This window comes from Pseudomonas morbosilactucae, assembly GCF_023241715.1.
GTDB lineage: Bacteria > Pseudomonadota > Gammaproteobacteria > Pseudomonadales > Pseudomonadaceae > Aquipseudomonas > Aquipseudomonas morbosilactucae.
Map to the genome: position 1 here is coordinate 1 of NZ_JALQCW010000064.1, position 23,819 is coordinate 23,819.

A 23,819-nucleotide genomic window follows, 5' to 3' on the forward strand; every position below is an offset into this window, starting at 1 on the left:
GCAGAGCTGCTGGAACTGGTTGAGATGGAAGTGCGCGATCTGCTGAGCACTTACGACTTCCCAGGTGATGACACTCCAATCATCATCGGTTCGGCTCTGATGGCTCTGAACGGCCAAGACGACAACGAAATGGGTACCACCGCTGTTAAGCGTCTGGTAGAAACTCTGGACAGCTACATCCCAGAGCCAGAGCGTGCAATCGACAAACCGTTCCTGATGCCAATCGAAGACGTGTTCTCGATCTCCGGTCGTGGCACCGTGGTAACTGGTCGTGTTGAGCGTGGCATTGTTCGCATCCAGGAAGAAGTTGAGATCGTTGGTCTGCGCGATACTCAGAAAACTACCTGCACCGGCGTTGAAATGTTCCGTAAGCTGCTCGATGAAGGTCGTGCTGGTGAGAACTGCGGCGTTCTGCTGCGTGGCACCAAGCGTGACGACGTTGAGCGTGGCCAGGTTCTGGTTAAGCCAGGTACCGTTAAGCCGCACACCAAGTTCACTGCAGAAGTTTACGTTCTGAGCAAGGAAGAAGGCGGTCGTCATACTCCGTTCTTCAAAGGCTACCGTCCACAGTTCTACTTCCGTACTACTGACGTGACTGGTAACTGCGAGCTGCCAGAAGGCGTTGAAATGGTAATGCCAGGTGACAACATCCAGATGACTGTCACTCTGATCAAAACCATCGCGATGGAAGATGGTCTGCGTTTCGCTATCCGTGAAGGCGGTCGTACCGTCGGCGCTGGCGTCGTAGCCAAAGTCATCGAGTAATAGTCGATGATTTGAAAGAGCCCCCGCCTAGCGGGGGCTTTTTTATTGGGTTGACACCTATCTGGGGCGTCTATAGAATTGCGCCTCCTTTTAACGGGCGCAGTGCGCCCGGTGGGAATAGCAGCCGGAGTCTGAAATCCAATGCAAAATCAGCAAATCCGTATCAGGTTGAAGGCTTTTGACCATCGCCTGATCGACCAATCCACCCAGGAAATCGTGGAAACCGCGAAACGTACTGGTGCTCAAGTGCGTGGTCCAATTCCACTGCCTACCCGTAAAGAGCGGTTCACCGTTCTGGTCTCCCCGCACGTCAACAAAGACGCGCGTGACCAGTACGAGATCCGTACTCATAAGCGCGTACTGGACATCGTCCAGCCAACGGATAAAACCGTTGATGCTCTTATGAAGCTCGATCTTGCGGCCGGTGTGGAAGTGCAGATCAGCCTCGGCTAAGACTCGGTCTTAGTCGTGTAACGCTCTGAAATGGGCGGCCATAGCGGGTGAAAGCCCCGTACACTCATGAGGTTTACAACATGACTATTGGTGTAGTCGGTCGTAAATGCGGTATGACCCGTATTTTCACCGAAGAAGGTGTCTCCATTCCGGTCACGGTCATTGAGATCGAGCCGAATCGCGTCACCCAGTTCAAAACTGAAGAGACCGATGGCTATCGTGCAGTGCAAGTCACTGTCGGCGAGCGTCGTGCTTCGCGTGTAACAGCTGCTCAAGCTGGCCACTTCGCTAAAGCGAACGTTGCCGCTGGTCGTACCGTAATGGAATTCCGTCTTGAAGAAGGCGAGTACCAGGCCGGCGATCTGATCAACGCTGAAATCTTCGCTGCTGGTCAACTGGTTGATGTAACCGGTCAGTCCAAAGGTAAAGGCTTCCAGGGTACGATCAAGCGCTGGAATTTCCGCGGGCAAGATAACACCCACGGTAACTCCGTATCCCACCGCGTCCCAGGCTCTATCGGCCAGTGCCAGACTCCTGGTCGTGTATTCAAGGGCAAAAAAATGTCCGGTCATATGGGCGCTGAGCGCGTGACCGTGCAGTCCCTGGAAGTAGTGCGCGTGGACGCTGAACGCAATCTGTTGTTGGTCAAGGGCGCTGTTCCTGGCGCTACTGGCGGCAACCTGGTTGTACGTCCAGCAGCCAAGGCTCGCGGTTAAGGGGAAGCTGACATGCAATTAAATGTAAATGACGCTCAAGCGATCGAAGTTTCCGAACTGACATTTGGCGGCGAGTTCAACGAGACGCTGGTTCACCAAGCAGTCGTGGCCTACATGGCCGGCGGCCGTCAAGGTAGCAAGCAGCAAAAGACCCGTTCCGACGTTCGTGGTGGCGGTAAGCGCCCATGGCGTCAGAAAGGTACTGGCCGTGCTCGTGCCGGTACTATCCGTAGCCCAATCTGGCGCGGCGGCGGTACCACTTTCGCAGCTCGTCCACAGGATCACTCCCAAAAGCTGAACAAGAAGATGTATCGCGCAGCAATGCGTTCCATCCTTGCTGAGCTGGTGCGTACTGATCGTCTGGTCGTGGTTCAGGACTTCGCTGTTGAAGCACCGAAAACCAAAGATCTGCTGAACAAGCTGAATGGCATGGGTCTGACTGATGTCCTGATCGTGTCTGATGCTGTTGATCAGAACCTGTACCTGGCTGCTCGTAACCTGCCACACGTTGATGTTCGTGACGTGCAAGGTTCCGATCCAGTTAGTCTGATCGCATACGACAAGGTGTTGATCACCGTGTCGGCCGTGAAGAAATTCGAGGAGCTGCTGGGATGAACCAGGAACGCGTATTTAAAGTTCTGCTTGGCCCGCACGTTTCCGAGAAGGCTACGGTTCTGGCAGACAAGAAAGGCCAGTTCGTTTTCAAGGTTGCTACTGATGCAACCAAGCTGGAAATCAAGAAGGCCGTCGAAAGCCTGTTCAGCGTGAAAGTAGAGCGTGTTACTACCCTGAATGTTCTGGGTAAGAGCAAGCGCACTGCTCGCGGTCTGGGCAAGCGTAATGACTGGAAGAAGGCAGTTATCTCCCTTCAGCCAGGCCAAGATCTCGATTTCAGCAGCAGTGCTGAGTAAGGAAGGGGTGCATCATGGCAATCGTTAAATGCAAACCGACTTCCCCTGGCCGCCGTTTTGTGGTCAAGGTGGTCAACCAGGAGCTGCATAAAGGCGCTCCTCACGCACCGCTGCTCGAGAAAAAATCGAAGTCTGGTGGTCGTAACAACAATGGCCGTATTACCACTCGTCACATCGGTGGTGGTCATAAGCAGCATTATCGTCTGGTCGACTTCCGTCGCAACGACAAAGATGGCATCGCTGCCACTGTCGAGCGTATCGAATACGATCCAAACCGTACTGCTCACATCGCTCTGCTGCTGTACGCAGATGGCGAGCGTCGCTACATCATTGCCCCTAAAGGCGTGAGCGCTGGCGACCAGCTGATCGCAGGTGCTTTGGCGCCGATCAAGCCGGGCAACGCTCTGCAACTGCGTAACATTCCAGTTGGTAGCACCGTACACGGCATCGAACTGAAGCCAGGTAAAGGCGCGCAAATCGCTCGTTCCGCTGGTGCTTCGGCTCAGCTGGTTGCGCGTGAAGGCGTCTACGTGACCCTGCGTCTGCGCTCCGGTGAAATGCGTAAAGTCCTGGCTGAATGCCGTGCGACCCTGGGCGAAGTCTCGAACTCCGAGCACAGCCTGCGTTCGCTGGGTAAAGCTGGTGCCAAACGCTGGCGTGGCGTTCGCCCAACCGTTCGTGGTGTTGCCATGAACCCGGTTGACCACCCACACGGTGGTGGTGAAGGTCGTACCTCTGGTGGTCGTCATCCGGTATCGCCATGGGGCTTCCCGACTAAGGGCGCGAAGACTCGTGGTAATAAGCGTACCGACAAAATGATCGTCCGTCGTCGCAAGTAAATAGAGGGATACGACAGTGCCACGTTCTCTGAAAAAAGGTCCTTTTATTGATCTTCACCTACTGAAGAAGATCGAAGTGGCGGCGGAAAAGAACGATCGCAAACCAGTTAAGACCTGGTCGCGCCGTTCCATGATCCTGCCACAAATGGTCGGTCTGACCATTGCTGTGCATAACGGTCGTCAACATGTTCCAGTTCTCGTGAACGAAGACATGGTCGGCCACAAACTGGGCGAGTTTGCCGGTACCCGCACTTATCGTGGGCACGTGGCAGACAAGAAAGCCAAGCGTTAAGGGGTAAGGAACGATGGAAGTAGCCGCTAAGTTGTCGGGCGCTCGAATCTCCGCCCAGAAAGCCCGCTTGGTCGCCGACCAGATCCGCGGGAAGAAGGTGGGCGAAGCGCTCAACCTGTTGGCTTTCAGCAGTAAGAAAGCCGCCGAGATCATGAAGAAAGTGCTGGAGTCGGCCGTAGCCAACGCCGAGCATAACGAAGGCGCAGACGTTGATGACCTGAAGGTCTCCACCGTTTTCGTCAACGAAGGGCGTTCGCTGAAGCGCATCATGCCACGTGCCAAAGGCCGTGCTGATCGCATCGTCAAGCGGTCTTGCCATATCACTGTCAAGGTTGCTGACAAGTAACGGAGTCGAAGAGATGGGTCAGAAAGTACATCCCATTGGCATTCGCCTGGGAATCGTCAAGGAGCACACCTCCGTCTGGTACGCAGACGGTCGGACTTATGCGGACTATTTGCTCGCAGATCTGAATGTGCGTGAGTATCTCCAAGACAAACTAAAAAGCGCGTCCGTGAGCCGTATCGATATCCATCGTCCGGCCCAAACTGCACGCATCACCATCCACACCGCTCGTCCCGGCATCGTGATCGGCAAGAAAGGTGAAGATGTTGAGAAACTGCGTCAGGACCTGACCAAGCAAATGGGTGTGCCTGTGCACATCAATATCGAAGAGATCCGCAAGCCGGAGCTCGACGGTATGCTGGTTGCGCAGAGCGTAGCTCAGCAGCTGGAGCGTCGTGTAATGTTCCGTCGCGCTATGAAGCGCGCTGTACAGAACGCCATGCGCATTGGTGCCAAAGGCATCAAAATCCAAGTGAGCGGTCGTCTCGGCGGTGCTGAAATCGCGCGTACTGAATGGTATCGCGAAGGTCGTGTGCCATTGCACACCCTGCGTGCCGATATCGACTATGCCATCTACGAAGCTCACACCACTTATGGTGTGATCGGTGTGAAGGTTTGGATCTTCAAAGGCGAAGTAATTGGTGGTCGCCAAGAAGAACTGAAACCACAAGCACCAGCGCCTCGTAAAAAAGCTGCTAAGTAAGGGGTACGCCAAATGTTGCAACCAAAGCGTACGAAGTTCCGCAAGCAAATGACCGGCCACAACCGTGGTCTGGCATTGCGCGGTAGCAAAGTCAGCTTCGGCGAGTTCGCGCTGAAGTCTGTTGCTCGTGGTCGTCTCACCGCTCGTCAGATCGAGTCAGCGCGTCGTGCACTGACCCGTCACGTTAAGCGTGGCGGCAAGATCTGGATCCGTGTATTCCCGGACAAGCCTATCTCCAAAAAGCCCCTCGAAGTTCGGATGGGTAAAGGTAAGGGTAACGTGGAATATTGGGTTGCCCAGATTCAGCCAGGCAAAGTCCTGTATGAAATCGAGGGTGTTACTGAAGAGCTGGCGCGTGAGGCTTTCGCCCTGGCTGCTGCAAAGCTGCCGCTCGCCACCTCCTTTGTTAAGCGGACGGTGATGTGATGAAAGCGAATGAACTTCGTGAAAAATCCGCACAGCAGCTGAACGAGCAACTGCTCGGCCTGCTGCGCGACCAGTTCAATCTGCGCATGCAGAAAGCAACTGGCCAGTTGGGGCAGTCTCATCTGCTCTCGCAAGTTAAGCGTGACATCGCTCGCGTGAAGACTGTGCTCAACCAGCAGGCAGGTAAGTAATCATGGCTGAAGCCGAAAAAACTGTCCGTACGCTGACTGGCCGTGTTGTCAGCGACAAGATGGACAAGACCATCACCGTTCTGATTGAGCGTCGCGTTAAGCACCCGATCTACGGTAAATACGTTAAGCGTTCGACTAAGCTGCACGCGCACGACGAAACCAACCAGTGCCACATCGGCGACAAGGTCACTATTCGTGAAACTCGTCCGATGGCCAAGACCAAATCTTGGGCCCTGGTTGATGTTCTCGAACGCGCTGTGGAAGTCTAAGGGCTAAGGGTCGGAGAAATTATATGATTCAGACTCAATCCATGCTCGATGTGGCCGATAACAGCGGCGCTCGCCGCGTTATGTGCATCAAGGTGCTGGGTGGCTCCCATCGTCGTTACGCTGGTATCGGTGACATCATCAAAGTTACCGTCAAGGAAGCAATTCCTCGCGGTAAGGTGAAAAAAGGCCAAGTGATGACTGCTGTTGTAGTCCGCACTCGCCATGGCGTTCGTCGTGCTGACGGCTCCATCATCCGCTTTGATGGCAACGCTGCTGTTCTGTTGAACAACAAGCAAGAGCCGATCGGCACCCGTATCTTTGGGCCAGTGACCCGTGAACTTCGTACTGAGAAGTTCATGAAGATCGTCTCGCTCGCCCCAGAAGTGCTGTAAGGAGATCCGACATGCAAAAGATTCGTCGTGACGACGAGATCATCGTGATCGCCGGCAAAGACAAAGGTAAGCGCGGTAAGGTGCTTAAGGTTCTGGCTGATGACCGTCTGGTCGTCGGTGGCCTGAACCTGGTCAAGCGTCATACCAAGCCTAACCCGATGTCGGGCGTACAGGGCGGTATCGTCGAGAAAGAAGCGCCACTGCACGCTTCCAACGTCGCCATTTTCAACGGCGAAACCAACAAGGCTGACCGCGTTGGTTTCAAAGTAGAAGACGGCAAGAAAATTCGTGTCTTCAAGTCGACCCAAAAAGCGGTTGATGCTTGAACACTGCTAGGTAGAAGACCATGGCACGACTAAAAGAGATTTACCGGAAGGAAATCGCTCCGAAACTTAAGGAAGAACTTAAGCTTTCGAACGTGATGGAAGTTCCGCGCGTTACCAAAATCACCCTGAACATGGGTCTGGGCGAAGCGATCGGCGACAAAAAAGTCATCGAGCACGCTGTTGCTGACCTGGAAAAGATCACCGGCCAGAAAGTCGTTGTGACCTACGCTCGGAAATCCATCGCTGGCTTTAAAGTCCGTGAAGGTTGGCCGATCGGCGTCAAAGTGACCCTGCGCCGTGAGCGTATGTACGAGTTCCTGGATCGTCTGCTGTCGATCTCCCTGCCTCGGGTTCGCGACTTCCGCGGCCTGAATGCCAAGTCCTTCGATGGTCGTGGCAACTACAGCATGGGCGTGAAAGAGCAGATCATTTTCCCGGAAATCGATTACGACAAGATCGATGCTCTCCGCGGTCTGGACATTACCCTGACCACCACTGCTAAGAACGATGATGAAGGCCGCGCTCTGCTGCGTGCTTTCAAATTCCCGTTCCGCAACTGATTGGAGTAGGAAAATGGCCAAGAAGAGCATGAAAAACCGTGAGCTGAAGCGTCAGCTCACTGTTGCCAAGTACGCCACCAAGCGTGCAGCGCTGAAAGCTATCATCGTGGATCTGAACGCAAGTCCAGAAGCTCGTTGGGAAGCTACCGTAGCTCTGCAGAAGCAGCCACGTGACGCAAGCGCTTCGCGCATGCGTAACCGCTGCCGCCTGACTGGTCGTCCGCACGGCGTTTACCGCAAGTTCGGCCTTGGCCGTAACAAGCTGCGTGAAGCTGCAATGCGTGGTGACGTACCAGGTCTGGTTAAAGCCAGCTGGTAATAGCTATCGAAGTCCCGATGTCCAGGTTCGCAAGATCCTGACCATCGGTGGCCTTGAACATGAATCAAGCCCCTTTTGGGGCTTGATTCATTTCTGGGGTGTGTCTAGAATACCCGGCTCGCCTGAGCCCGTGTTTTTTGCCCGGAATTTCTCGGCGACAAGTAGTAGCCGCAAGGCTAATTTTTTTGTATTAGGAGCGTCTAGCCCATGAGTATGCAGGACCCGTTAGCGGACATGCTAACTCGAATCCGTAATGCCCAGATGGCTGAAAAGTCCGTCGTAAGCATGCCGTCTTCCACGTTGAAGGTGGCTGTAGCAAAAGTCCTGAAAGACGAAGGCTACATCGCGGGTTATCAGATCAGCAGCGAAATCAAACCTCTGCTGTCCATCGAGCTGAAGTACTTCGAAGGCCGTCCGGTCATCGAGGAAGTGAAGCGCGTCAGCCGTCCAGGCTTGCGTCAGTACAAGTCCGTTGAAGATCTGCCAAAAGTACGTGGCGGTCTCGGCGTGTCTATCGTCTCCACCAACAAGGGTGTGATGACTGATCGTGCTGCGCGCGCTGCCGGTGTCGGCGGCGAAGTTCTTTGCACTGTGTTCTAAGGGGGGATAAGCATGTCTCGCGTCGCTAAGAACCCCGTTAAGCTGCCAGCTGGTGTCGAAGTTAAATTCGCCGGCCAACAGCTTTCGGTGAAGGGTGCCAAGGGCACTCTCGAACTGAACGTACACTCGTCCGTTGAAGTGGTTGAGGAAGCTGGTGAGCTGCGTTTCGCTGCTCGCAATGGCGACCAACAAACTCGCGCAATGGCCGGTACCACTCGTGCGTTGGTAAACAACATGGTCCAAGGCGTAAGCCAAGGCTTCGAGCGCAAGCTCCAGCTGGTCGGTGTTGGTTACAAGGCACAAGCAAAAGGCACAGTGCTGAACCTGGCCCTCGGCTTCTCGCATCCAGTGGATTACGAACTGCCGGAAGGCATCACCGCTGAGACTCCTAGCCAGACCGATATCCTGATCCGGGGCATCGATAAGCAGCTGGTAGGTCAAGTGGCCGCTGAGATCCGCGACTTCCGTCCACCAGAGCCTTACAAAGGTAAAGGTGTGCGCTACGCGGACGAAGTCGTCCGTCGTAAAGAAGCCAAGAAGAAGTAGGGCATAGCAAATGACCGACAAAAAAGTTACTCGACTGCGTCGCGCTCGCAAAGCACGCCTGAAAATGCACGAACTCGAAGTCGTGCGTCTCTGCGTGTTCCGCTCTTCGCAGCACATCTACGCCCAGGTCATTTCGGCCGACGGCAACAAAGTCCTGGCAAGTGCCTCGACTTTGGATAAAGAACTGCGTGATGGCGCCACTGGCAACATCGACGCGGCCACTAAGGTTGGCCAGCTGGTCGCTACGCGTGCTAAAGCCGCTGGCGTCTCGCAGGTGGCTTTCGACCGCTCTGGCTTCAAGTACCACGGTCGCGTCAAGGCGCTGGCTGATGCTGCTCGTGAAGCTGGGCTGGAGTTCTAAGTTATGTCAAATAACGACCAAAAGCGCGACGAAGGCTACATTGAGAAGCTGGTTCAAGTTAACCGCGTAGCCAAAACCGTTAAAGGCGGCCGTATCTTCACCTTCACCGCGTTGACCGTGGTTGGTGATGGTAAAGGCCGTGTTGGCTTCGGCCGTGGCAAGTCGCGTGAAGTGCCTGCTGCGATCCAGAAGGCAATGGAAGCTGCTCGTCGCAACATGATCCAAGTTGATCTGAACGGCACCACTCTGCAGTACGCAATGAAGTCCGCTCACGGCGCTTCGAAGGTGTACATGCAGCCTGCTTCTGAAGGTACCGGTATCATCGCTGGCGGCGCTATGCGTGCTGTTCTCGAAGTTGCTGGCGTTCAGAACGTTCTGGCCAAGTGCTACGGCTCGACTAACCCGGTAAACGTGGTTCACGCCACTTTCAAAGGTTTGAAAGCAATGCAGTCTCCTGAGTCCATTGCTGCCAAGCGTGGCAAAAGCGTCAAGGAGATCTTCTGATCATGGCTACCGTAAAAGTAACGCTGATCAAAAGCATGACCGGCCGCATCCCTAACCACAAACTGTGCGTTAAGGGTCTGGGTCTGCGTCGCATCGGTCACACTGTAGAAGTCCAGGATACTCCCGAGAATCGCGGGATGATCAACAAGGCTTACTACATGCTGCGTGTCGAGGGTTAATCGATGAAACTCAATGATCTGAGTCCAGCGCCGGGTTCCCGTCGCGAAAAGCATCGTCCGGGCCGTGGTATCGGTAGTGGTTTGGGTAAGACTGGTGGCCGTGGCCACAAAGGTCAGACTTCCCGCTCCGGTGGCACCATTGCTCCAGGCTTTGAAGGCGGTCAACAGCCGCTGCATCGTCGCCTGCCGAAGTTCGGTTTCGTTTCCCTGAAGGCCATGGATCGCGCAGAAGTGCGTCTGTCCGAGCTGGCTAAAGTGGAAGGCGACATCGTCTCCGTGCAGTCCCTGAAAGATGCCAACGTGATCAACGTCAACGTTCAGCGTGTGAAAATCATGCTGTCCGGCGAAGTTACTCGCGCTGTCACCATCGGAAAGGGAATCGGCGCCACCAAAGGTGCGCGTGCGGCTATCGAAGCAGCTGGCGGCAAGTTCGAGGAATAAATGGCTAAGCAAGGTGCTCTCTCTGCGCTCGGCAAAGGCGGTATGTCTGAACTCTGGGCTCGTCTGCGTTTTCTGTTCCTGGCGATTATCGTCTACCGAATAGGCGCACACATCCCGGTTCCAGGTATCAACCCTGACCGACTCGCAGACCTGTTTCGACAGAATGAGGGGACCATTCTTAGCTTGTTCAACATGTTTTCCGGCGGCGCGCTGGAGCGGATGAGCATCTTTGCACTGGGGATCATGCCGTACATTTCGGCATCGATCATCATGCAGCTGATGACCGCCGTCAGTCCGCAGCTGGAGCAGTTGAAGAAGGAAGGTGAAGCTGGCCGTCGCAAGATCAGCCAGTACACCCGCTACGGCACTGTCATCCTCGCTCTGGTTCAAGCTATCGGCATGTCCGTTGGCTTGGCCGGGCAGGGTGTTGCGTTCACTGGTGACTTTGGCTTCCATTTCGTTGCGGTATCCACTTTTGTGGCTGGCGCAATGTTCATGATGTGGCTGGGTGAGCAGATTACTGAGCGTGGTGTTGGCAACGGTATCTCGATGTTGATTTTCGCAGGTATCGTCGCCGGTCTTCCGAGAGCGATTGGGCAGTCTTTCGAGTCTGCACGTCAGGGTGATATCAACATTTTCGCCTTGGTTGCCATCGGTTTGCTGGCAGTAGCGATTATCGGTTTTGTGGTGTTCATTGAGCGTGGCCAGCGTCGTATCGCTGTTCACTACGCCAAGCGTCAGCAGGGCCGCAAGGTTTTTGCTGCGCAGACTAGCCACTTGCCGCTGAAAGTGAATATGGCCGGTGTAATTCCTGCTATCTTCGCGAGCAGCATTTTGCTGTTTCCGGCTTCGTTGGGTGCCTGGTTCGGTCAGTCTGAAGGTATGGGCTGGTTGCAGGACATCTCGCAGTCGATCGCTCCTGGTCAGCCGTTGAATATTCTGCTGTTTAGTGCAGGGATTATTTTCTTCTGCTTCTTCTATACGGCGTTGATGTTCAATCCGAAAGACGTAGCGGAAAACCTGAAGAAGTCCGGTGCCTTTATTCCGGGCATCCGTCCAGGTGAGCAGTCGGCGCGCTACATTGATGGCGTTCTGACCCGCTTGACCATGTTCGGTGCTCTATATATGACGGCCGTGTGCCTGTTGCCCCAATTCCTGGTGGTTGCAGCAAACGTTCCGTTCTACCTTGGCGGGACCTCGTTGCTGATCGTGGTCGTGGTTGTTATGGACTTTATGTCCCAAGTACAATCGCACCTCGTTTCGCACCAGTACGAATCCCTGATGAAGAAAGCCAACCTGAAGGGTTACGGCAGCGGCATGCTGCGCTGACCCATAAGGTTCGAGGAGTTGGTGATGAAAGTTCGTGCATCGGTGAAAAAGCTGTGCCGTAACTGCAAGATTATTCGCCGCGAAGGTGTTGTTCGAGTAATTTGCAGCGCGGAACCGCGTCACAAACAGCGCCAAGGCTGAGTGTGATTGTGCTTCAAGCCCGGCAGCTAGTGCGCTGCCGGGTTGATTATTTGTTATTACAGCGATATTATCTCGCGCCCTATTTCTTGGCTTCCGGGGCGTAGGTAGCTGTCAATTGGAGTCCCACTGAATGGCCCGTATTGCAGGCGTTAACATTCCAGATAACAAGCATACTGTTATCTCGCTGACCTACATCTATGGTGTTGGTCGCACTACTGCACAGAAGATCTGTGCAGTGACTGGGGTAAACCCAGCAGCAAAGATCAAAGATCTGAGCGACGAGCAAATTGAACAGCTGCGTGGCGAAGTGGCGAAGTTCACCACTGAAGGTGACCTGCGTCGCGAAATCAACATGAAAATCAAACGCTTGATGGACCTGGGCTGCTACCGCGGTCTGCGCCATCGTCGTGGTCTTCCAGTGCGCGGTCAGCGTACCAAGACCAACGCGCGTACTCGCAAAGGTCCGCGTAAGCCGATCCGCAAGTAATCGCACCAGCGAATCGACAGGAATTTAGTCATGGCAAAACCTGCTGCTCGTCCTCGTAAAAAGATTAAAAAGACAGTGGTTGATGGCATCGCCCACATCCACGCGTCTTTCAACAACACCATCGTGACCATTACCGACCGTCAAGGTAACGCTCTTTCCTGGGCTACCTCCGGTGGTTCGGGTTTCCGCGGTTCCCGCAAGTCCACCCCGTTCGCTGCTCAAGTAGCTGCTGAACGCGCTGGTCAAGCTGCGCTGGAATACGGCCTGAAAAACCTCGACGTTAACGTCAAGGGTCCAGGTCCAGGTCGTGAATCCGCAGTCCGCGCTTTGAACGGCTGTGGCTACAAGATCGCCAGCATCACCGACGTGACGCCAATCCCGCACAACGGGTGCCGTCCGCCGAAGAAGCGCCGCGTGTAATCCAGGAGATTGTAAAGAATGGCTCGTTACATTGGTCCAAAATGCAAACTGGCTCGTCGCGAAGGCACCGATCTCTTCCTGAAGAGCGGCGTGCGCGCTATCGAATCCAAGTGCAACATCGAAGCAGCACCTGGTATCCACGGCCAACGCCGCGGTCGCCAGTCCGACTACGGCACCCAACTGCGTGAAAAGCAGAAGGTCCGTCGTATCTACGGCGTTCTCGAGCGTCAATTCAGCGGCTACTACAAAGAAGCAGCTGGCAAGAAAGGCGCAACCGGCGAAAACCTGTTGCAACTGCTCGAATGCCGTCTGGACAACGTTGTATACCGTATGGGCTTTGGTTCTACTCGTGCCGAATCCCGTCAGCTGGTATCGCACAAGTCGATCAGCGTAAACGGTCAAACCGTTAACGTTCCGTCCTACCAGGTTCGTGCTGGTGACGTGGTTGCTGTTCGCGAGAAAGCAAAAAACCAACTTCGCATTGTCCAAGCTCTCGATCTGTGTGCCCAACGTGGCCGCGTAGAATGGGTAGAAGTAGACACTGAGAAGAAGTCGGGCGTTTTCAAGAACGTTCCAGCTCGCAGTGATCTGTCCGCCGACATCAACGAAAGCCTGATTGTCGAGCTCTACTCCAAGTAAGGGCTAGAAAATAGGTGCATCCATGCAGATTTCGGTAAATGAGTTTCTGACACCCCGCCATATTGATGTGCAGGTTGTCAGTCCAACCCGCGCCAAGATCACCCTCGAGCCTCTCGAGCGTGGTTTTGGCCACACCCTGGGCAACGCGCTGCGCCGCATCCTGTTGTCCTCAATGCCCGGCTGTGCAGTAGTCGAGGCCGAGATTGACGGTGTGCTCCACGAGTACAGCGCCATCGAAGGTGTACAGGAAGACGTAATTGAAATCCTGTTGAACCTTAAAGGTCTGGCTATCAAGCTGCACGGCCGTGACGAAGTTACGCTGACCTTGTCGAAGAAGGGTTCGGGGGTGGTTACCGCTGCCGATATTCAGCTGGATCATGATGTCGAGATCGTTAATCCCGATCACGTAATCGCTAACCTGGCGTCTAACGGCGCCCTGAACATGAAGCTCACCGTAGCTCGTGGTCGTGGTTATGAACCGGCCGACTCGCGTCAGAGCGATGAAGACGAAAGCCGCAGCATTGGTCGCTTGCAGCTTGACTCTTCGTTCAGCCCGGTTCGCCGTATCGCATACGTGGTGGAAAACGCCCGTGTCGAGCAGCGTACTAACCTGGACAAGCTGGTTATTGATCTGGAAACCAACGGTACCCTGGATCCTGAAGAGGCCATCCGTCGTGCTGCAACCATCCTGCAACAGCAGTTGGCTGCGTTCGTCGACCTCAAAGGTGACAGTGAGCCAGTGGTAGTCGAGCAGGAAGACGAGATCGATCCGATCCTGCTTCGCCCGGTTGACGATCTGGAACTGACTGTACGTTCGGCTAACTGCCTTAAGGCGGAAAACATTTACTACATCGGTGACCTGATTCAGCGTACCGAAGTAGAACTGTTGAAGACTCCGAACCTGGGCAAGAAATCCTTGACTGAAATCAAGGACGTTCTGGCCTCCCGCGGTCTGTCCCTCGGCATGCGCCTCGACAACTGGCCGCCTGCAAGTCTTAAGAAGGACGACAAGGCGACTGCCTGATCGTCGTAATCACCGAACGTTGTGTTTGGTAAGGAATGAACCATGCGTCATCGTAAAAGTGGGCGTCACCTGAGCCGCACCAGCTCGCACCGCAAGGCCATGTTTCAAAACATGGCGGTGTCGCTGTTCGAGCACGAGCTGATCAAAACTACACTGCCGAAAGCTAAAGAACTGCGTCGCGTTGCTGAGCCGCTGATCACTTTGGCCAAGACAGACAGCCTGGCTAACCGCCGTCTGGCTTTCGACCGTACTCGTTCGAAAGCTATCGTTGGTAAGCTCTTCAACGACCTGGGCAAGCGTTACGCTACCCGTGAGGGTGGCTACCTGCGCATCCTCAAGTGCGGTTTCCGCGCTGGCGACAACGCGCCTATGGCGTACGTCGAGTTGGTTGATCGTGCTGCCGGCGGTGAAGCTGTATCCGCTGAGTAAGACGTCAGTCTGAAACGAAAAACCGGGCCTTGTGCCCGGTTTTTTGTTGTCTGATGTATTAGCTATTTCTATCGTTAGGCAATGTGTAATGCATTGGCTGTTGTCATATTCATGGTCAATAATCCTTGTCAGCCGATTAGCCGGCAGTTTCAAGCCTGACAGAGGAAAATAGAGCATGAGCCAGACCAAAACTCTTACTACCGCCAGTGGCGCTCCTGTCGCTGATAACCAGAACTCCCGTTCCGCCGGCCCTCGTGGCCCGCTGCTGCTCGACGATTTTCACCTGATCGAGAAGCTCGCTCACTTCAACCGTGAAAACATCCCAGAGCGCCGTGTACACGCTAAAGGCTCGGGTGCTTACGGTACCTTCACGGTCACTCGCGATATTACTCAGTACACCAGCGCCAAGCTGTTCGAGTCTGTGGGTAAACAAACGCCGACTTTCCTGCGCTTCTCCACTGTGGGTGGCGAGCGCGGCTCGGCTGACACTGAGCGCGATCCACGGGGTTTCGCCCTGAAGTTCTATACCGAAGAAGGTAACTGGGACATCGTCGGCAACAATACCCCGGTGTTCTTCATCCGCGATCCGCTGAAGTTCCCTGACTTTATCCACACCCAAAAGCGCCTGCCCCAGAGCAATCTGAAAAGCGCGCAGATGATGTGGGACTTCTGGTCTCATTCGCCTGAGGCGCTGCACCAGGTCACCATCCTGTTTTCGGACCGTGGCATTCCTGACGGTTACCGTCACATGCACGGCTTTGGTAGCCACACCTACAGCCTTATCAGCGCCACCGGTGAACGTCACTGGGTGAAATGGCATTACAAGACCAAGCAAGGCATCAAGAACCTCGCTCCGGCGGAAGCTGCGCGCCTGGCCGGGACTGATCCGGATTACGCCCAGCGTGACCTGTTCAATGCCATTGAGCGGGGTGACTTCCCTAAATGGAGTGTCTGCATCCAGATCATGAGCGAGGCCCAGGCTGCGGCTCATTACGAGAACCCCTTCGATGTGACCAAGACCTGGTCGCAGAAAGAGTTCCCGCTGATTGAGGTGGGTGAGTTGGAGCTTAACCGCAACCCGCTCAACTACTTTGCCGAGGTTGAGCAGGCTGCGTTCGGTCCAAGCAACATGGTTCCGGGCGTTGGCTTGTCGCCGGACCGCATGCTGCAAGGCCGCGTATTCGCCTACGCCGATGCGCACCGCTACCGTGTAGGCACCAATCACCAGCAGTTGCCGGTCAATGCACCCCTGAGCCCGGTAAACAGCTACCAGCGTGACGGTGCCATGGCCTTTGGCAGCAATGGCGGCGCAACACCTAACTATGAGCCAAACAGCTATGCGGACGCTCCTAAGCAAGCGCCACGTTACGCAGAGCCGGCCTTGGCCCTGAGCGGTGCTGCAGATCGTTACGATCACCGTGAAGACACTGACTACTACAGCCACGCTGGTGCGCTGTTCCGCCTGATGAATGACGAGCAGAAGGCGTTGTTGATCAACAACATCGCCGGTGCCATGGGCGGCGTCAGTACTGATGTGGTTCAACGCCAACTGCAGCACTTCTTCAAGGCAGATCCTGCTTATGGGGAAGGGATTGCTCGTGCATTGGGTGTATCGCTTAACTAACTCTAAATAAGAAGCAGAACCGCCCTCATTTGGGCGGTTTTTGCGTTATTTCGACTACTTTTCTCTGAAAATCTTCACTTTGTTAGCGTTTTTCAAGTGACCTTCCAGTCAGCTTGGTTCAAACTATCGGCTTTCAAGCAGGGAGATGTAGGGCGATGCAAGGTCACCCGGACGTAATCGATTACCTCAACACGTTGCTGACGGGCGAACTGGCAGCACGTGACCAATATTTCATCCATTCGCGGATGTACGAAGACTGGGGCTTCAGCAAGCTCTACGAGCGTATCAACCACGAGATGGAAGAAGAGGCACAACACGCCGACGCACTGATGCGTCGTATCTTGATGCTCGAGGGCACGCCGCGCATGCGTCCAGACGATCTGGACACCGGTACCACGGTCCCCGAGATGCTCGCCAGCGATTTGCGCCTGGAATACAAAGTGCGCGCTGCGCTGTGCAAGGGCATCGAGCTCTGTGAGCTGCACAAAGACTATGTCAGCCGCGACATTCTGCGTATTCAACTGGCCGACACCGAAGAAGATCACACCTACTGGCTGGAGAAGCAGTTGGGCCTGATCAAGTCGATCGGTCTGGAGAACTACCTGCAATCCCAGTTCTGATAGCCTGCCGACGTTCACTCAGGGTCGCGAGCGATCGCATCTGTTTCGTTGGCCAGTACTGCGGGTACAAAAAAGCCCCTGCCACTTCACAGTGACAGGGGCTTTTTCATGGGCTTCAGGCCTTGTCGCGCGTCAGCAGCGGCTTGAGGTAGTAGCCCGTGTGGGACTGCTCCATTTCCGCCACTTGTTCCGGTGTGCCCACTGCGATGATCTGGCCACCTTTCGAGCCCCCTTCAGGGCCCAGGTCCACCAGCCAGTCGGCGGTCTTGATCACATCCAGGTTGTGCTCGATCACCACCACGGTGTTGCCGTGGTCACGCAGGCGGTGCAGTACGTCCAGCAGTTGCTGAATGTCCGCGAAGTGCAGGCCGGTGGTCGGCTCGTCGAGGATATACAGAGTCTTACCGGTATCGCGTTTGGACAACTCGCGTGACAGCTTGACCCGCTGGGCTTCGCCGCCGGACAGGGTGGTCGCCGACTGCCCGAGCTTGATGTAGGACAGGCCCACATCCATCAGGGTTTGCAGCTTGCGCGCCAGTGCCGGCACTGCGTCGAAGAACACCCGGGCTTCCTCGATGGTCATTTCCAGGACCTCGTGGATACTCTTGCCCTTGTATTTGATCTCCAGGGTTTCGCGGTTGTAGCGCTTGCTCTTGCACACGTCGCAAGGCACGTAGATGTCCGGCAGGAAGTGCATCTCTACCTTGATCAGGCCATCGCCTTGGCAAGCCTCACAACGGCCGCCCTTAACGTTAAAAGAGAAGCGCCCGGGCCCGTAGCCGCGGGAGCGTGACTCGGGAACCCCAGCGAACAATTCGCGAATCGGCGTGAACAGCCCGGTATAAGTCGCCGGGTTGGAGCGCGGGGTGCGACCGATCGGGCTCTGGTCGATATCCACCACCTTATCCAAGTGCTGCAAGCCGTTGATGCTGTCGTGGGCTGCGGCTTCCAGGGTGGTTGCGCCATTCAGTGCCGTGGCGCTGAGGGGAAACAGGGTGTTGTTGATCAGCGTCGACTTGCCTGAGCCGGACACACCGGTCACGCAGGTCAGAAGGCCAATGGGGATCTCCAGGTCGACATTGCGCAAGTTGTTGCCCCGCGCGCCCTTGAGGGACAGCGACAGCTTCTTGTTGCGCGGCGTGCGTTTGGCTGGCACTTCGATCTTGACCCGGCCGGACAAGTATTTGCCGGTCAGGGAGTCGGGGTGTGCCATGACTTCCGCCGGCGTGCCCTCGGCCACGATTTGCCCGCCGTGCACACCGGCACCTGGGCCGATATCCACCACGTAGTCCGCCAAGCGAATCGCGTCTTCGTCGTGCTCGACCACGATGACCGTGTTGCCGATATCCCGCAGGTGTTTCAGGGTTCCCAGCAAGCGGTCGTTGTCTCGCTGATGCAGGCCGATGGACGGTTCGTCGAGGATGTACATCACCCCCACCAGGCCGGCGCCGATCTGGCTGGCCAGGCGAATACGCTGGGCCTCACCGCCGGACAGGGTATCGGCACTGCGATCCAGCGTCAGGTAATCCAGGCCGACGTTGACCAGGAACTGCAGACGCTCGCGGATCTCTTTGAGAATCTTGTCGGCAATCTCGCCGCGTCGCCCGGTCAGCTTCAGGGTGCCGAAGTAGTCGGTGGCATCGCCGATCGGCAGGTTGGTCACCGCCGGCAGGGTTTTCTCGCCCACCCACACATGGCGCGCCTCGCGACGCAGGCGGGTGCCACGGCAATCGGGGCAGGGCTGGGTGCTGAGGAACTTGGCCAGCTCCTCGCGCACGGTGGCCGATTCGGTCTCCCGGTAGCGCCGCTCGAGGTTTGGCACGATGCCTTCAAATGGGTGAGAGCGCTTGACGATATCGCCACGGTCGTTGAGGTACTTGAAGTCGACATTCTGCGTGCCGCTGCCATTGAGAAGGATCTTCTGCTGATCCGCCGGCAATTGGTTGAACGGCACCTCCAGGCTGAACCCGTAATGGGACGCCAGGGAGCCGAGCATCTGGAAGTAATAGACGTTGCGCCGATCCCAGCCGCGTATCGCACCCTCGGCCAGGGTCAGTTCGCCGTTGACCAGGCGCTTGATATCGAAGAACTGCTTGACCCCCAGACCGTCACAGGTCGGGCAGGCGCCGGCCGGGTTGTTGAAGGAGAACAGCTTGGGTTCCAGCTCGCTGATGGCGTGGCCACAGATCGGGCAGGCGAAGCGCGCGGAGAAGATGATCTCTTCACCCGGCTCGTCATCCATCGGCGCGACCAGGGCAATGCCGTCTGCCAGCTTCAAGGCGGTCTCGAAGGATTCCGCCAGGCGCTGCTGCAAGTCGGCGCGGACCTTGAAGCGGTCCACTACCACATCAATGGAGTGCTTCTTCTGTTTATCCAGCTTCGGCAGTTCATCCAGTTCACACAGCTTGCCGTTGACCCGGGCCCGCACGAAACCCTGTGCCCGTAGCTCTTCAAACACGGACAGGTGTTCGCCTTTGCGTTCACGGATCACCGGCGCCAGCAGCATCAGCTTGCTGCCTTCGGGCTGGGCCAGCACCAGGTCGACCATTTGGCTGACGGTCTGGGCTTCCAGGGGGATGTCATGGTCCGGGCAGCGAGGAATACCGACGCGGGCATACAGCAGGCGCAGGTAATCGTAGATCTCGGTGATGGTGCCGACGGTCGAGCGCGGGTTATGGGAGGTGGATTTCTGCTCGATGGAAATGGCCGGCGACAAGCCTTCGATGGTGTCGACGTCGGGCTTTTCCATCATCGACAGGAACTGTCGGGCGTAGGCCGACAACGACTCGACGTAGCGGCGTTGGCCTTCGGCGTACAAGGTGTCGAAAGCCAGTGAAGACTTGCCGGAGCCGGACAGGCCGGTGATGACGATCAGTTTGTCCCGTGGCAGGGTCAGATCGATGTTCTTCAGGTTGTGGGTTCGGGCCCCACGAATCAGGATCTTGTCCAAAAGCGGCCTCGGTCGGCGGGCGTCGAAAGCGTAGGAGTATAAAGCCAAATACTGGATGGATGCACACCATCAAATGGCTACTTTGCAGTGATGTCCTGCAGCGGCGCGGCAAAGCGTCACCCTATACCCCGTCAATCGATGGGACTGGTAGAATCGCCGCCGGTTCACACGAGGTTTATCCATGCACGATCCCCACAGCGAACGCATGAGTGGCAGCGAGACCCGCGCAGCAAGCGGGCTGGCGCTGGTGTTCGCCTTCCGTATGCTTGGCATGTTTATGGTGTTGCCGGTGCTGGCGACCTATGGAATGGATCTCGCAGGAGCGACCCCGGCCCTGATCGGCCTAGCCATTGGCGCGTACGGCTTGACCCAGGCGCTGTTCCAGATTCCTTTCGGGATCATTTCCGATCGTATCGGTCGCCGCCCCGTGATCTACCTGGGCCTGATCGTCTTCGCCCTCGGCAGTGTCCTAGCCGCCAACGCCGACTCGATCTGGGGCGTGATCGCCGGGCGCATCCTGCAGGGCGCCGGGGCGATTTCTGCAGCCGTCATGGCGTTGCTCTCCGACCTGACCCGCGAACAGCACCGCACCAAAGCCATGGCCATGATCGGCATGACCATTGGCCTGTCTTTCGCGGTGGCGATGGTGGTCGGTCCGCTGCTGACCAGCCGCTTCGGTCTGTCCGGGTTGTTCCTCGCCACTGGCGGCATGGCCCTGGTGGGGATCCTGATCATCGCCTTCATGGTGCCGCGCTCCACCGGTCCGTTGCAGCACCGTGAGTCGGGCGTGGCGCGACAGGCGCTGCTGCCGACCCTGAAACACCCTGACCTGCTGCGCCTGGACCTGGGCATCTTCGTGCTCCACGCCATGCTGATGTCGAGCTTCGTCGCCTTGCCCCTGGCCCTGGTAGAAAAAGCCGGCCTGCCCAAAGAGCAGCACTGGTGGGTCTACCTCACGGCCTTGCTGATTTCTTTCTTCGCCATGATCCCGTTCATCATCTACGGCGAGAAGAAACGCAAAATGAAACGAGTTTTACTCGGTGCGGTGACGACACTGATGCTCACCGAGCTATTCTTTTGGGAGTTCGGCGACAGTCTGCGGGCGCTGGTGATCGGTACCGTGGTGTTCTTTACCGCGTTCAACCTGTTGGAAGCCTCGTTGCCGTCGTTGATCAGTAAGGTTTCACCCGCGGGCGGCAAGGGCACGGCAATGGGGGTGTATTCCACCAGCCAATTCCTGGGTTCGGCGCTGGGTGGCATTCTCGGCGGCTGGCTGTTCCAGCATGGCGGTTTGTCGGTTGTGTTCCTGGGATGCGCAGGTCTGGCTGCACTCTGGCTGGTCTTTGCTGTTACCATGCGCGAGCCCCCGTATGTGACGAGTCTGCGTTTGCCTTTATCGCCCGAGGCGATCCGCGAAGCCGGTCTGGTCGAGCGCCTGAAGGCCGTCGTTGGGGTAACAGATGCAGTGATGGTGGCCGAAGAGGCCGCCATTTACATCAAATTGGACACCGAATTATTGGATCGCGCGACCCTCGAGCAGCTGGTCAATCCAGCGCCGTCGGCGTGCGAAGCCTAGGAGAACGTTATGGCCCGTGGGGTTAACAAAGTCATATTGGTCGGTACTTGCGGCCAGGATCCTGAGGTTCGCTACCTGCCTAACGGTAACGCCGTGACCAACCTGAGTCTGGCGACCAGCGAACAGTGGACCGACAAGCAGACCGGCCAGAAGGTCGAGAAAACCGAATGGCACCGTGTGTCGATGTTCGGCAAGGTGGCTGAGATCGCCGGTGAATACCTGCGTAAAGGTTCGCAGGTCTACATCGAAGGCAAACTGCAGACCCGCGAGTGGGAAAAAGACGGCATCAAGCGTTACACCACTGAAATCGTGGTCGACATGCAGGGCACCATGCAACTGCTGGGCGGCCGTCCACAGGGCGACCAGCAAGGCCAGGGCGGCATGTCCAACTCGGCACCGCGTCCACAGCAGTCCCGTCCACAGCCTTCGCAGCAGCCACAGCGTGAGTCGCGTCCAGCGCCACAGCAGGCGGCTCCGCAACCGGCTCCGGATTTCGACAGCTTCGATGACGATATCCCGTTCTAAGGTCGCCCCTTTCGGTATCGACCCATAAAAAAACCGCTCCTTGAAGGGAGCGGTTTTTTTTCGTCTGCAGGTTCTGCCTCAGTACTGCGCCTGGCCGGGCGGAAGCAGTTGAATCAGCCGCGGTTGGCGAGGAACTCGTCGGTCGGCAGCACCTTGGCATAGGCGAACGCCAGGGATGCCATGGCCGCCAGGTGCACTTCCTGGGCTGGGACCACTTGGCCATCGAATTCCAGTTCGCGGCAGGCGCAGGCGTCATGGATCACGGTGACCGGGTAGCCGAAGTCGGCGGCAGCACGGGTGGCGCCTTCGATGCACATGTTGCTCATGCTGCCGGCGATCACCAGTTCGTCGATGTTGTGCTGCTCCAGCAGTGCCTTGAGTTCGGTGTTGTGAAAGGCGTTGACCGCGTGCTTGAGCACCACCGGTTCCTCAGGGCGGTTCAGGACCTTGGGGTGCAGTTGTGCGCCTGCTGACCCAGGGGCGAAGAAGGGCGCGTCGGCATCGGCGAACTCATGGCGCACATGCACCACCAGCTCACCGGCCTGGCGCGCGGCAGCGATCAGGCGTGCAGCGTTGTCGGCTGCGGCTTCAACCCCGGCCAGGGGCCACTTGCCGCCCGGGAAGTAGTCATTCTGGATATCAATTACGATCAGTGCTGGTTTGGACATGAGGGCTTTCCTTGATGAGCGTGTGGGACCAGTATGGTCGCCCGCGCCGCCTCTGAGGATTGGCCGCACCGACAATAAGCGAGGGAAAACTGACAATGGTTGCGCAATCGCCCAGCGTCGAATTGGGCCTGCTGATCTACCCTGGGGCGCAGATGGCGGCGGTCCATGGGCTGACTGACCTGTTCGCCGTGGCCAACCGGCTGGCGACCCAGCATTCGGATGCGCCGTTGCCGCTGTTGCGGGTGAGCCATTGGCAGGCCGACGGTGACGGTGCGCCGCAGCGGGTGTTCGACAGCCATCCTGGAGCCGTGGGCCCATTGCTGGCGGTACTGATTCCGCCGTCCATTGCCACATTGCCTGATGCGGCCTCGTTGTCACCGCTGATCGAGTGGCTGCGTGCCCAGCACAGCAATGGCGCGACCCTGTGCTCGGTGTGTATCGGGGTCTTTCTGCTGGCGGCCAGCGGCTTGCTCGATGGTCGGGACGTCACCACTCACTGGACCTACGCGCCCCTGCTGGCCGAGCAATACCCCGCGCTCCGGGTCAAGGCCGACTCGCCGATCATCGATGACGGCGACCTGATCACCAGCGCCGGCCTGATGGCGTGGGCCGAATTGGGCTTGCGTCTGGTCGACCGTTTGTTGGGCCCCAGCCTTGCCAGCCGCACCGCGCGCTTTCTGGCGGTGGAGCATCGGGCCAGTACCCAGCAATGCGGCAGCCATTTCGCGCCGATCCTCGGCCATGGCGATGCGGCGGTACTCAAGGTCCAGCATTGGTTGCAAGCCAGCGGCGCGGTGGAGGTGTCGATTGGCGCCATGGCCCAGTGCGCGGGGCTTGAAGAACGCACCTTCCTTCGGCGCTTCCGTGGCGCCACCGGCCTCAAGCCCACCGAGTATTGCCAGCATGTACGGGTCGGCAAGGCCCGGGAAATGCTCGAGTTCACTAACGGCACCATCGATCACATTGCCTGGACCGTGGGCTACCAGGACCCGAGTGCGTTTCGGGCGGTTTTCAAGAAAATCACCGGGCTGGCACCCAGCGCTTATCGGCTCCGTTTCGGCGCAGGCGCATCGGTGGTCGCTGCCAGCGGCGACTAGCGCCGTCGTGCAAAATACCGGGCGCTCAGGGTCGATCGTGCAAAATCAAACAGGCCCGATGCCACCTTTCCCGCCTTGGCCGCTGGATTGCTCGGGCGTCGCGGTTGGCCTGAACCCTGCAACCTTGAGTGGCATTCTCTGAACTCAAGGCCTA

Annotated in this window: 36 protein-coding genes; 34 read left to right on the top strand and 2 right to left on the bottom strand. The window is 56.9% G+C overall.

Annotated features, from left to right (window positions below; all coding sequences use genetic code 11):
- The 31 genes from M1B34_RS22350 to bfr all read left to right on the top strand — a co-directional run.
- Window positions 1-765: elongation factor Tu (locus tag M1B34_RS22350; RefSeq protein WP_268266265.1), on the top strand; the 765-nt coding region annotated here is incomplete at its 5' end.
- 141 nt (window positions 766-906) lie between these two features.
- Window positions 907-1,218, top strand: coding sequence for a 30S ribosomal protein S10 (gene rpsJ / locus M1B34_RS22355; protein WP_003186070.1), 312 nt, complete (start codon window positions 907-909; stop codon window positions 1,216-1,218).
- Window positions 1,219-1,298: 80 nt separating this feature from the next.
- Complete coding sequence (rplC, locus tag M1B34_RS22360; protein WP_003186059.1) at window positions 1,299-1,934, top strand: 50S ribosomal protein L3; 636 nt, start codon at window positions 1,299-1,301, stop codon at window positions 1,932-1,934.
- A gap of 12 nt (window positions 1,935-1,946) precedes the next feature.
- A complete protein-coding gene (gene rplD, locus M1B34_RS22365) occupies window positions 1,947-2,549 on the top strand; it encodes a 50S ribosomal protein L4 (protein WP_123334526.1) in 603 nt (200 codons plus the stop codon).
- Window positions 2,546-2,845, top strand: a complete 300-nt coding sequence (rplW, locus tag M1B34_RS22370; protein WP_002555488.1) for a 50S ribosomal protein L23 — start codon at window positions 2,546-2,548, stop codon at window positions 2,843-2,845. Before rplD ends, rplW begins: the two co-directional genes overlap by 4 nt.
- A 14-nt stretch (window positions 2,846-2,859) precedes the next feature.
- The gene (rplB, locus tag M1B34_RS22375; RefSeq protein WP_123334528.1) at window positions 2,860-3,684 is read left to right on the top strand and encodes a 50S ribosomal protein L2; all 825 of its coding nucleotides are present in this window, start codon (window positions 2,860-2,862) and stop codon (window positions 3,682-3,684) included.
- Window positions 3,685-3,700: 16 nt separating this feature from the next.
- Entirely contained in the window at window positions 3,701-3,976 is a 276-nt protein-coding gene (rpsS, locus tag M1B34_RS22380; protein ID WP_002555486.1) for a 30S ribosomal protein S19, read from the top strand.
- Window positions 3,977-3,989: 13 nt separating this feature from the next.
- Complete coding sequence (gene rplV, locus M1B34_RS22385; protein WP_003103908.1) at window positions 3,990-4,322, top strand: 50S ribosomal protein L22; 333 nt, start codon at window positions 3,990-3,992, stop codon at window positions 4,320-4,322.
- A gap of 13 nt (window positions 4,323-4,335) precedes the next feature.
- The gene (gene rpsC, locus M1B34_RS22390) at window positions 4,336-5,022 is read left to right on the top strand and encodes a 30S ribosomal protein S3 (protein ID WP_123334530.1); all 687 of its coding nucleotides are present in this window, start codon (window positions 4,336-4,338) and stop codon (window positions 5,020-5,022) included.
- A 12-nt stretch (window positions 5,023-5,034) separates the two neighbouring features.
- The gene (gene rplP, locus M1B34_RS22395) at window positions 5,035-5,448 is read left to right on the top strand and encodes a 50S ribosomal protein L16 (protein WP_025262050.1); all 414 of its coding nucleotides are present in this window, start codon (window positions 5,035-5,037) and stop codon (window positions 5,446-5,448) included.
- Window positions 5,448-5,639, top strand: coding sequence for a 50S ribosomal protein L29 (rpmC, locus tag M1B34_RS22400; RefSeq protein ID WP_002555481.1), 192 nt, complete (start codon window positions 5,448-5,450; stop codon window positions 5,637-5,639). Before rplP ends, rpmC begins: the two co-directional genes overlap by 1 nt.
- Before the next feature lie 2 nt (window positions 5,640-5,641).
- Complete coding sequence (gene rpsQ, locus M1B34_RS22405) at window positions 5,642-5,908, top strand: 30S ribosomal protein S17 (RefSeq protein ID WP_003194644.1); 267 nt, start codon at window positions 5,642-5,644, stop codon at window positions 5,906-5,908.
- A gap of 23 nt (window positions 5,909-5,931) precedes the next feature.
- Window positions 5,932-6,300 (top strand): 50S ribosomal protein L14, encoded by a 369-nt coding sequence (gene rplN, locus M1B34_RS22410; RefSeq protein ID WP_002555479.1) that lies wholly within the window; start codon window positions 5,932-5,934, stop codon window positions 6,298-6,300.
- Window positions 6,301-6,311: 11 nt separating this feature from the next.
- Window positions 6,312-6,626, top strand: a complete 315-nt coding sequence (gene rplX, locus M1B34_RS22415; protein ID WP_007896770.1) for a 50S ribosomal protein L24 — start codon at window positions 6,312-6,314, stop codon at window positions 6,624-6,626.
- 20 nt (window positions 6,627-6,646) lie between these two features.
- Window positions 6,647-7,186 (top strand): 50S ribosomal protein L5, encoded by a 540-nt coding sequence (gene rplE, locus M1B34_RS22420; protein ID WP_003210069.1) that lies wholly within the window; start codon window positions 6,647-6,649, stop codon window positions 7,184-7,186.
- 13 nt (window positions 7,187-7,199) lie between these two features.
- Window positions 7,200-7,505: a 30S ribosomal protein S14 gene (gene rpsN, locus M1B34_RS22425; RefSeq protein ID WP_003228726.1), complete on the top strand. Its 306-nt coding sequence runs from the start codon at window positions 7,200-7,202 to the stop codon at window positions 7,503-7,505.
- A 207-nt stretch (window positions 7,506-7,712) separates the two neighbouring features.
- On the top strand, window positions 7,713-8,105 hold the full coding sequence (gene rpsH / locus M1B34_RS22430; RefSeq protein ID WP_017848802.1) for a 30S ribosomal protein S8: 393 nt from the start codon (window positions 7,713-7,715) through the stop codon (window positions 8,103-8,105).
- 12 nt (window positions 8,106-8,117) lie between these two features.
- On the top strand, window positions 8,118-8,651 hold the full coding sequence (gene rplF / locus M1B34_RS22435) for a 50S ribosomal protein L6 (RefSeq protein WP_123334532.1): 534 nt from the start codon (window positions 8,118-8,120) through the stop codon (window positions 8,649-8,651).
- A 10-nt stretch (window positions 8,652-8,661) separates the two neighbouring features.
- The gene (gene rplR / locus M1B34_RS22440; protein ID WP_003186037.1) at window positions 8,662-9,012 is read left to right on the top strand and encodes a 50S ribosomal protein L18; all 351 of its coding nucleotides are present in this window, start codon (window positions 8,662-8,664) and stop codon (window positions 9,010-9,012) included.
- A 3-nt stretch (window positions 9,013-9,015) separates the two neighbouring features.
- Window positions 9,016-9,516 carry a 30S ribosomal protein S5 gene (gene rpsE, locus M1B34_RS22445; protein WP_003186035.1) on the top strand — a complete coding sequence of 167 codons (501 nt, stop codon included), beginning with the start codon at window positions 9,016-9,018 and terminating at the stop codon, window positions 9,514-9,516.
- 2 nt (window positions 9,517-9,518) lie between these two features.
- Window positions 9,519-9,695, top strand: a complete 177-nt coding sequence (gene rpmD / locus M1B34_RS22450; RefSeq protein ID WP_003176408.1) for a 50S ribosomal protein L30 — start codon at window positions 9,519-9,521, stop codon at window positions 9,693-9,695.
- A gap of 3 nt (window positions 9,696-9,698) precedes the next feature.
- Window positions 9,699-10,136 carry a 50S ribosomal protein L15 gene (gene rplO / locus M1B34_RS22455; RefSeq protein ID WP_123334534.1) on the top strand — a complete coding sequence of 146 codons (438 nt, stop codon included), beginning with the start codon at window positions 9,699-9,701 and terminating at the stop codon, window positions 10,134-10,136.
- Entirely contained in the window at window positions 10,137-11,465 is a 1,329-nt protein-coding gene (gene secY, locus M1B34_RS22460; RefSeq protein ID WP_003210064.1) for a preprotein translocase subunit SecY, read from the top strand.
- 24 nt (window positions 11,466-11,489) lie between these two features.
- On the top strand, window positions 11,490-11,606 hold the full coding sequence (gene rpmJ, locus M1B34_RS22465) for a 50S ribosomal protein L36 (protein ID WP_002555468.1): 117 nt from the start codon (window positions 11,490-11,492) through the stop codon (window positions 11,604-11,606).
- A gap of 130 nt (window positions 11,607-11,736) precedes the next feature.
- Window positions 11,737-12,093, top strand: coding sequence for a 30S ribosomal protein S13 (gene rpsM / locus M1B34_RS22470; protein WP_003186020.1), 357 nt, complete (start codon window positions 11,737-11,739; stop codon window positions 12,091-12,093).
- 30 nt (window positions 12,094-12,123) lie between these two features.
- Entirely contained in the window at window positions 12,124-12,513 is a 390-nt protein-coding gene (gene rpsK, locus M1B34_RS22475; protein WP_007924177.1) for a 30S ribosomal protein S11, read from the top strand.
- Between the two features lie 18 nt (window positions 12,514-12,531).
- The gene (gene rpsD / locus M1B34_RS22480; RefSeq protein ID WP_003176404.1) at window positions 12,532-13,152 is read left to right on the top strand and encodes a 30S ribosomal protein S4; all 621 of its coding nucleotides are present in this window, start codon (window positions 12,532-12,534) and stop codon (window positions 13,150-13,152) included.
- Between the two features lie 22 nt (window positions 13,153-13,174).
- On the top strand, window positions 13,175-14,176 hold the full coding sequence (locus M1B34_RS22485) for a DNA-directed RNA polymerase subunit alpha (RefSeq protein WP_003186012.1): 1,002 nt from the start codon (window positions 13,175-13,177) through the stop codon (window positions 14,174-14,176).
- A 42-nt stretch (window positions 14,177-14,218) separates the two neighbouring features.
- A complete protein-coding gene (gene rplQ / locus M1B34_RS22490; RefSeq protein WP_123334536.1) occupies window positions 14,219-14,605 on the top strand; it encodes a 50S ribosomal protein L17 in 387 nt (128 codons plus the stop codon).
- Between the two features lie 175 nt (window positions 14,606-14,780).
- The gene (locus tag M1B34_RS22495; protein WP_268261992.1) at window positions 14,781-16,229 is read left to right on the top strand and encodes a catalase; all 1,449 of its coding nucleotides are present in this window, start codon (window positions 14,781-14,783) and stop codon (window positions 16,227-16,229) included.
- A 155-nt stretch (window positions 16,230-16,384) separates the two neighbouring features.
- A complete protein-coding gene (gene bfr, locus M1B34_RS22500; protein ID WP_123334540.1) occupies window positions 16,385-16,849 on the top strand; it encodes a bacterioferritin in 465 nt (154 codons plus the stop codon).
- Window positions 16,850-16,964: 115 nt separating this feature from the next.
- Here the strand turns inward: bfr and uvrA are convergent, their stop codons facing one another.
- Window positions 16,965-19,799, bottom strand: a complete 2,835-nt coding sequence (gene uvrA, locus M1B34_RS22505) for an excinuclease ABC subunit UvrA (RefSeq protein WP_123334542.1) — start codon at window positions 19,797-19,799, stop codon at window positions 16,965-16,967.
- Window positions 19,800-19,980: 181 nt separating this feature from the next.
- On the opposite strand from uvrA, the gene M1B34_RS22510 reads away from it, so the two are divergent.
- Both M1B34_RS22510 and M1B34_RS22515 read left to right on the top strand, forming a co-directional pair.
- Window positions 19,981-21,375, top strand: a complete 1,395-nt coding sequence (locus tag M1B34_RS22510) for an MFS transporter (RefSeq protein ID WP_123334544.1) — start codon at window positions 19,981-19,983, stop codon at window positions 21,373-21,375.
- Window positions 21,376-21,384: 9 nt separating this feature from the next.
- Window positions 21,385-21,900, top strand: a complete 516-nt coding sequence (locus M1B34_RS22515) for a single-stranded DNA-binding protein (protein ID WP_003232445.1) — start codon at window positions 21,385-21,387, stop codon at window positions 21,898-21,900.
- Window positions 21,901-22,013: 113 nt separating this feature from the next.
- Here the strand turns inward: M1B34_RS22515 and M1B34_RS22520 are convergent, their stop codons facing one another.
- Window positions 22,014-22,568: a cysteine hydrolase family protein gene (locus M1B34_RS22520; RefSeq protein WP_123334546.1), complete on the bottom strand. Its 555-nt coding sequence runs from the start codon at window positions 22,566-22,568 to the stop codon at window positions 22,014-22,016.
- A gap of 95 nt (window positions 22,569-22,663) precedes the next feature.
- Here M1B34_RS22520 and M1B34_RS22525 point away from each other — a divergent pair, with 95 nt between their 5' ends.
- Window positions 22,664-23,665: a GlxA family transcriptional regulator gene (locus M1B34_RS22525; protein ID WP_268266266.1), complete on the top strand. Its 1,002-nt coding sequence runs from the start codon at window positions 22,664-22,666 to the stop codon at window positions 23,663-23,665.
- Window positions 23,666-23,819 lie beyond the last annotated feature (154 nt).

What these genes read in the sequence shown, in the direction of transcription:
- rplD (WP_123334526.1), top strand. Translation starts at nt 1,947, where the DNA reads ATGCAATTAAATGTAAATGACGCTCAAGCGATCGAAGTTTCCGAACTG.
- rpsQ (WP_003194644.1), top strand. Translation starts at nt 5,642, where the DNA reads ATGGCTGAAGCCGAAAAAACTGTCCGTACGCTGACTGGCCGTGTTGTC.
- rplR (WP_003186037.1), top strand. Translation starts at nt 8,662, where the DNA reads ATGACCGACAAAAAAGTTACTCGACTGCGTCGCGCTCGCAAAGCACGC.
- rpsC (WP_123334530.1), top strand. Translation starts at nt 4,336, where the DNA reads ATGGGTCAGAAAGTACATCCCATTGGCATTCGCCTGGGAATCGTCAAG.
- M1B34_RS22525 (WP_268266266.1), top strand. Translation starts at nt 22,664, where the DNA reads ATGGTTGCGCAATCGCCCAGCGTCGAATTGGGCCTGCTGATCTACCCT.
- rplW (WP_002555488.1), top strand. Translation starts at nt 2,546, where the DNA reads ATGAACCAGGAACGCGTATTTAAAGTTCTGCTTGGCCCGCACGTTTCC.
- rpsN (WP_003228726.1), top strand. Translation starts at nt 7,200, where the DNA reads ATGGCCAAGAAGAGCATGAAAAACCGTGAGCTGAAGCGTCAGCTCACT.
- M1B34_RS22485 (WP_003186012.1), top strand. Translation starts at nt 13,175, where the DNA reads ATGCAGATTTCGGTAAATGAGTTTCTGACACCCCGCCATATTGATGTG.
- rpsJ (WP_003186070.1), top strand. Translation starts at nt 907, where the DNA reads ATGCAAAATCAGCAAATCCGTATCAGGTTGAAGGCTTTTGACCATCGC.
- rplX (WP_007896770.1), top strand. Translation starts at nt 6,312, where the DNA reads ATGCAAAAGATTCGTCGTGACGACGAGATCATCGTGATCGCCGGCAAA.
- rplO (WP_123334534.1), top strand. Translation starts at nt 9,699, where the DNA reads ATGAAACTCAATGATCTGAGTCCAGCGCCGGGTTCCCGTCGCGAAAAG.
- M1B34_RS22495 (WP_268261992.1), top strand. Translation starts at nt 14,781, where the DNA reads ATGAGCCAGACCAAAACTCTTACTACCGCCAGTGGCGCTCCTGTCGCT.
- M1B34_RS22515 (WP_003232445.1), top strand. Translation starts at nt 21,385, where the DNA reads ATGGCCCGTGGGGTTAACAAAGTCATATTGGTCGGTACTTGCGGCCAG.
- rplP (WP_025262050.1), top strand. Translation starts at nt 5,035, where the DNA reads ATGTTGCAACCAAAGCGTACGAAGTTCCGCAAGCAAATGACCGGCCAC.
- rpsD (WP_003176404.1), top strand. Translation starts at nt 12,532, where the DNA reads ATGGCTCGTTACATTGGTCCAAAATGCAAACTGGCTCGTCGCGAAGGC.
- rplE (WP_003210069.1), top strand. Translation starts at nt 6,647, where the DNA reads ATGGCACGACTAAAAGAGATTTACCGGAAGGAAATCGCTCCGAAACTT.
- rpmJ (WP_002555468.1), top strand. Translation starts at nt 11,490, where the DNA reads ATGAAAGTTCGTGCATCGGTGAAAAAGCTGTGCCGTAACTGCAAGATT.
- rplF (WP_123334532.1), top strand. Translation starts at nt 8,118, where the DNA reads ATGTCTCGCGTCGCTAAGAACCCCGTTAAGCTGCCAGCTGGTGTCGAA.
- rpsM (WP_003186020.1), top strand. Translation starts at nt 11,737, where the DNA reads ATGGCCCGTATTGCAGGCGTTAACATTCCAGATAACAAGCATACTGTT.
- rplV (WP_003103908.1), top strand. Translation starts at nt 3,990, where the DNA reads ATGGAAGTAGCCGCTAAGTTGTCGGGCGCTCGAATCTCCGCCCAGAAA.
- rplQ (WP_123334536.1), top strand. Translation starts at nt 14,219, where the DNA reads ATGCGTCATCGTAAAAGTGGGCGTCACCTGAGCCGCACCAGCTCGCAC.
- rpsH (WP_017848802.1), top strand. Translation starts at nt 7,713, where the DNA reads ATGAGTATGCAGGACCCGTTAGCGGACATGCTAACTCGAATCCGTAAT.
- secY (WP_003210064.1), top strand. Translation starts at nt 10,137, where the DNA reads ATGGCTAAGCAAGGTGCTCTCTCTGCGCTCGGCAAAGGCGGTATGTCT.
- rpsK (WP_007924177.1), top strand. Translation starts at nt 12,124, where the DNA reads ATGGCAAAACCTGCTGCTCGTCCTCGTAAAAAGATTAAAAAGACAGTG.
- rplC (WP_003186059.1), top strand. Translation starts at nt 1,299, where the DNA reads ATGACTATTGGTGTAGTCGGTCGTAAATGCGGTATGACCCGTATTTTC.
- rplN (WP_002555479.1), top strand. Translation starts at nt 5,932, where the DNA reads ATGATTCAGACTCAATCCATGCTCGATGTGGCCGATAACAGCGGCGCT.
- M1B34_RS22510 (WP_123334544.1), top strand. Translation starts at nt 19,981, where the DNA reads ATGCACGATCCCCACAGCGAACGCATGAGTGGCAGCGAGACCCGCGCA.
- rpmD (WP_003176408.1), top strand. Translation starts at nt 9,519, where the DNA reads ATGGCTACCGTAAAAGTAACGCTGATCAAAAGCATGACCGGCCGCATC.
- rpsE (WP_003186035.1), top strand. Translation starts at nt 9,016, where the DNA reads ATGTCAAATAACGACCAAAAGCGCGACGAAGGCTACATTGAGAAGCTG.
- bfr (WP_123334540.1), top strand. Translation starts at nt 16,385, where the DNA reads ATGCAAGGTCACCCGGACGTAATCGATTACCTCAACACGTTGCTGACG.
- M1B34_RS22520 (WP_123334546.1), bottom strand. Translation starts at nt 22,568, where the DNA reads ATGTCCAAACCAGCACTGATCGTAATTGATATCCAGAATGACTACTTC.
- rplB (WP_123334528.1), top strand. Translation starts at nt 2,860, where the DNA reads ATGGCAATCGTTAAATGCAAACCGACTTCCCCTGGCCGCCGTTTTGTG.
- rpmC (WP_002555481.1), top strand. Translation starts at nt 5,448, where the DNA reads ATGAAAGCGAATGAACTTCGTGAAAAATCCGCACAGCAGCTGAACGAG.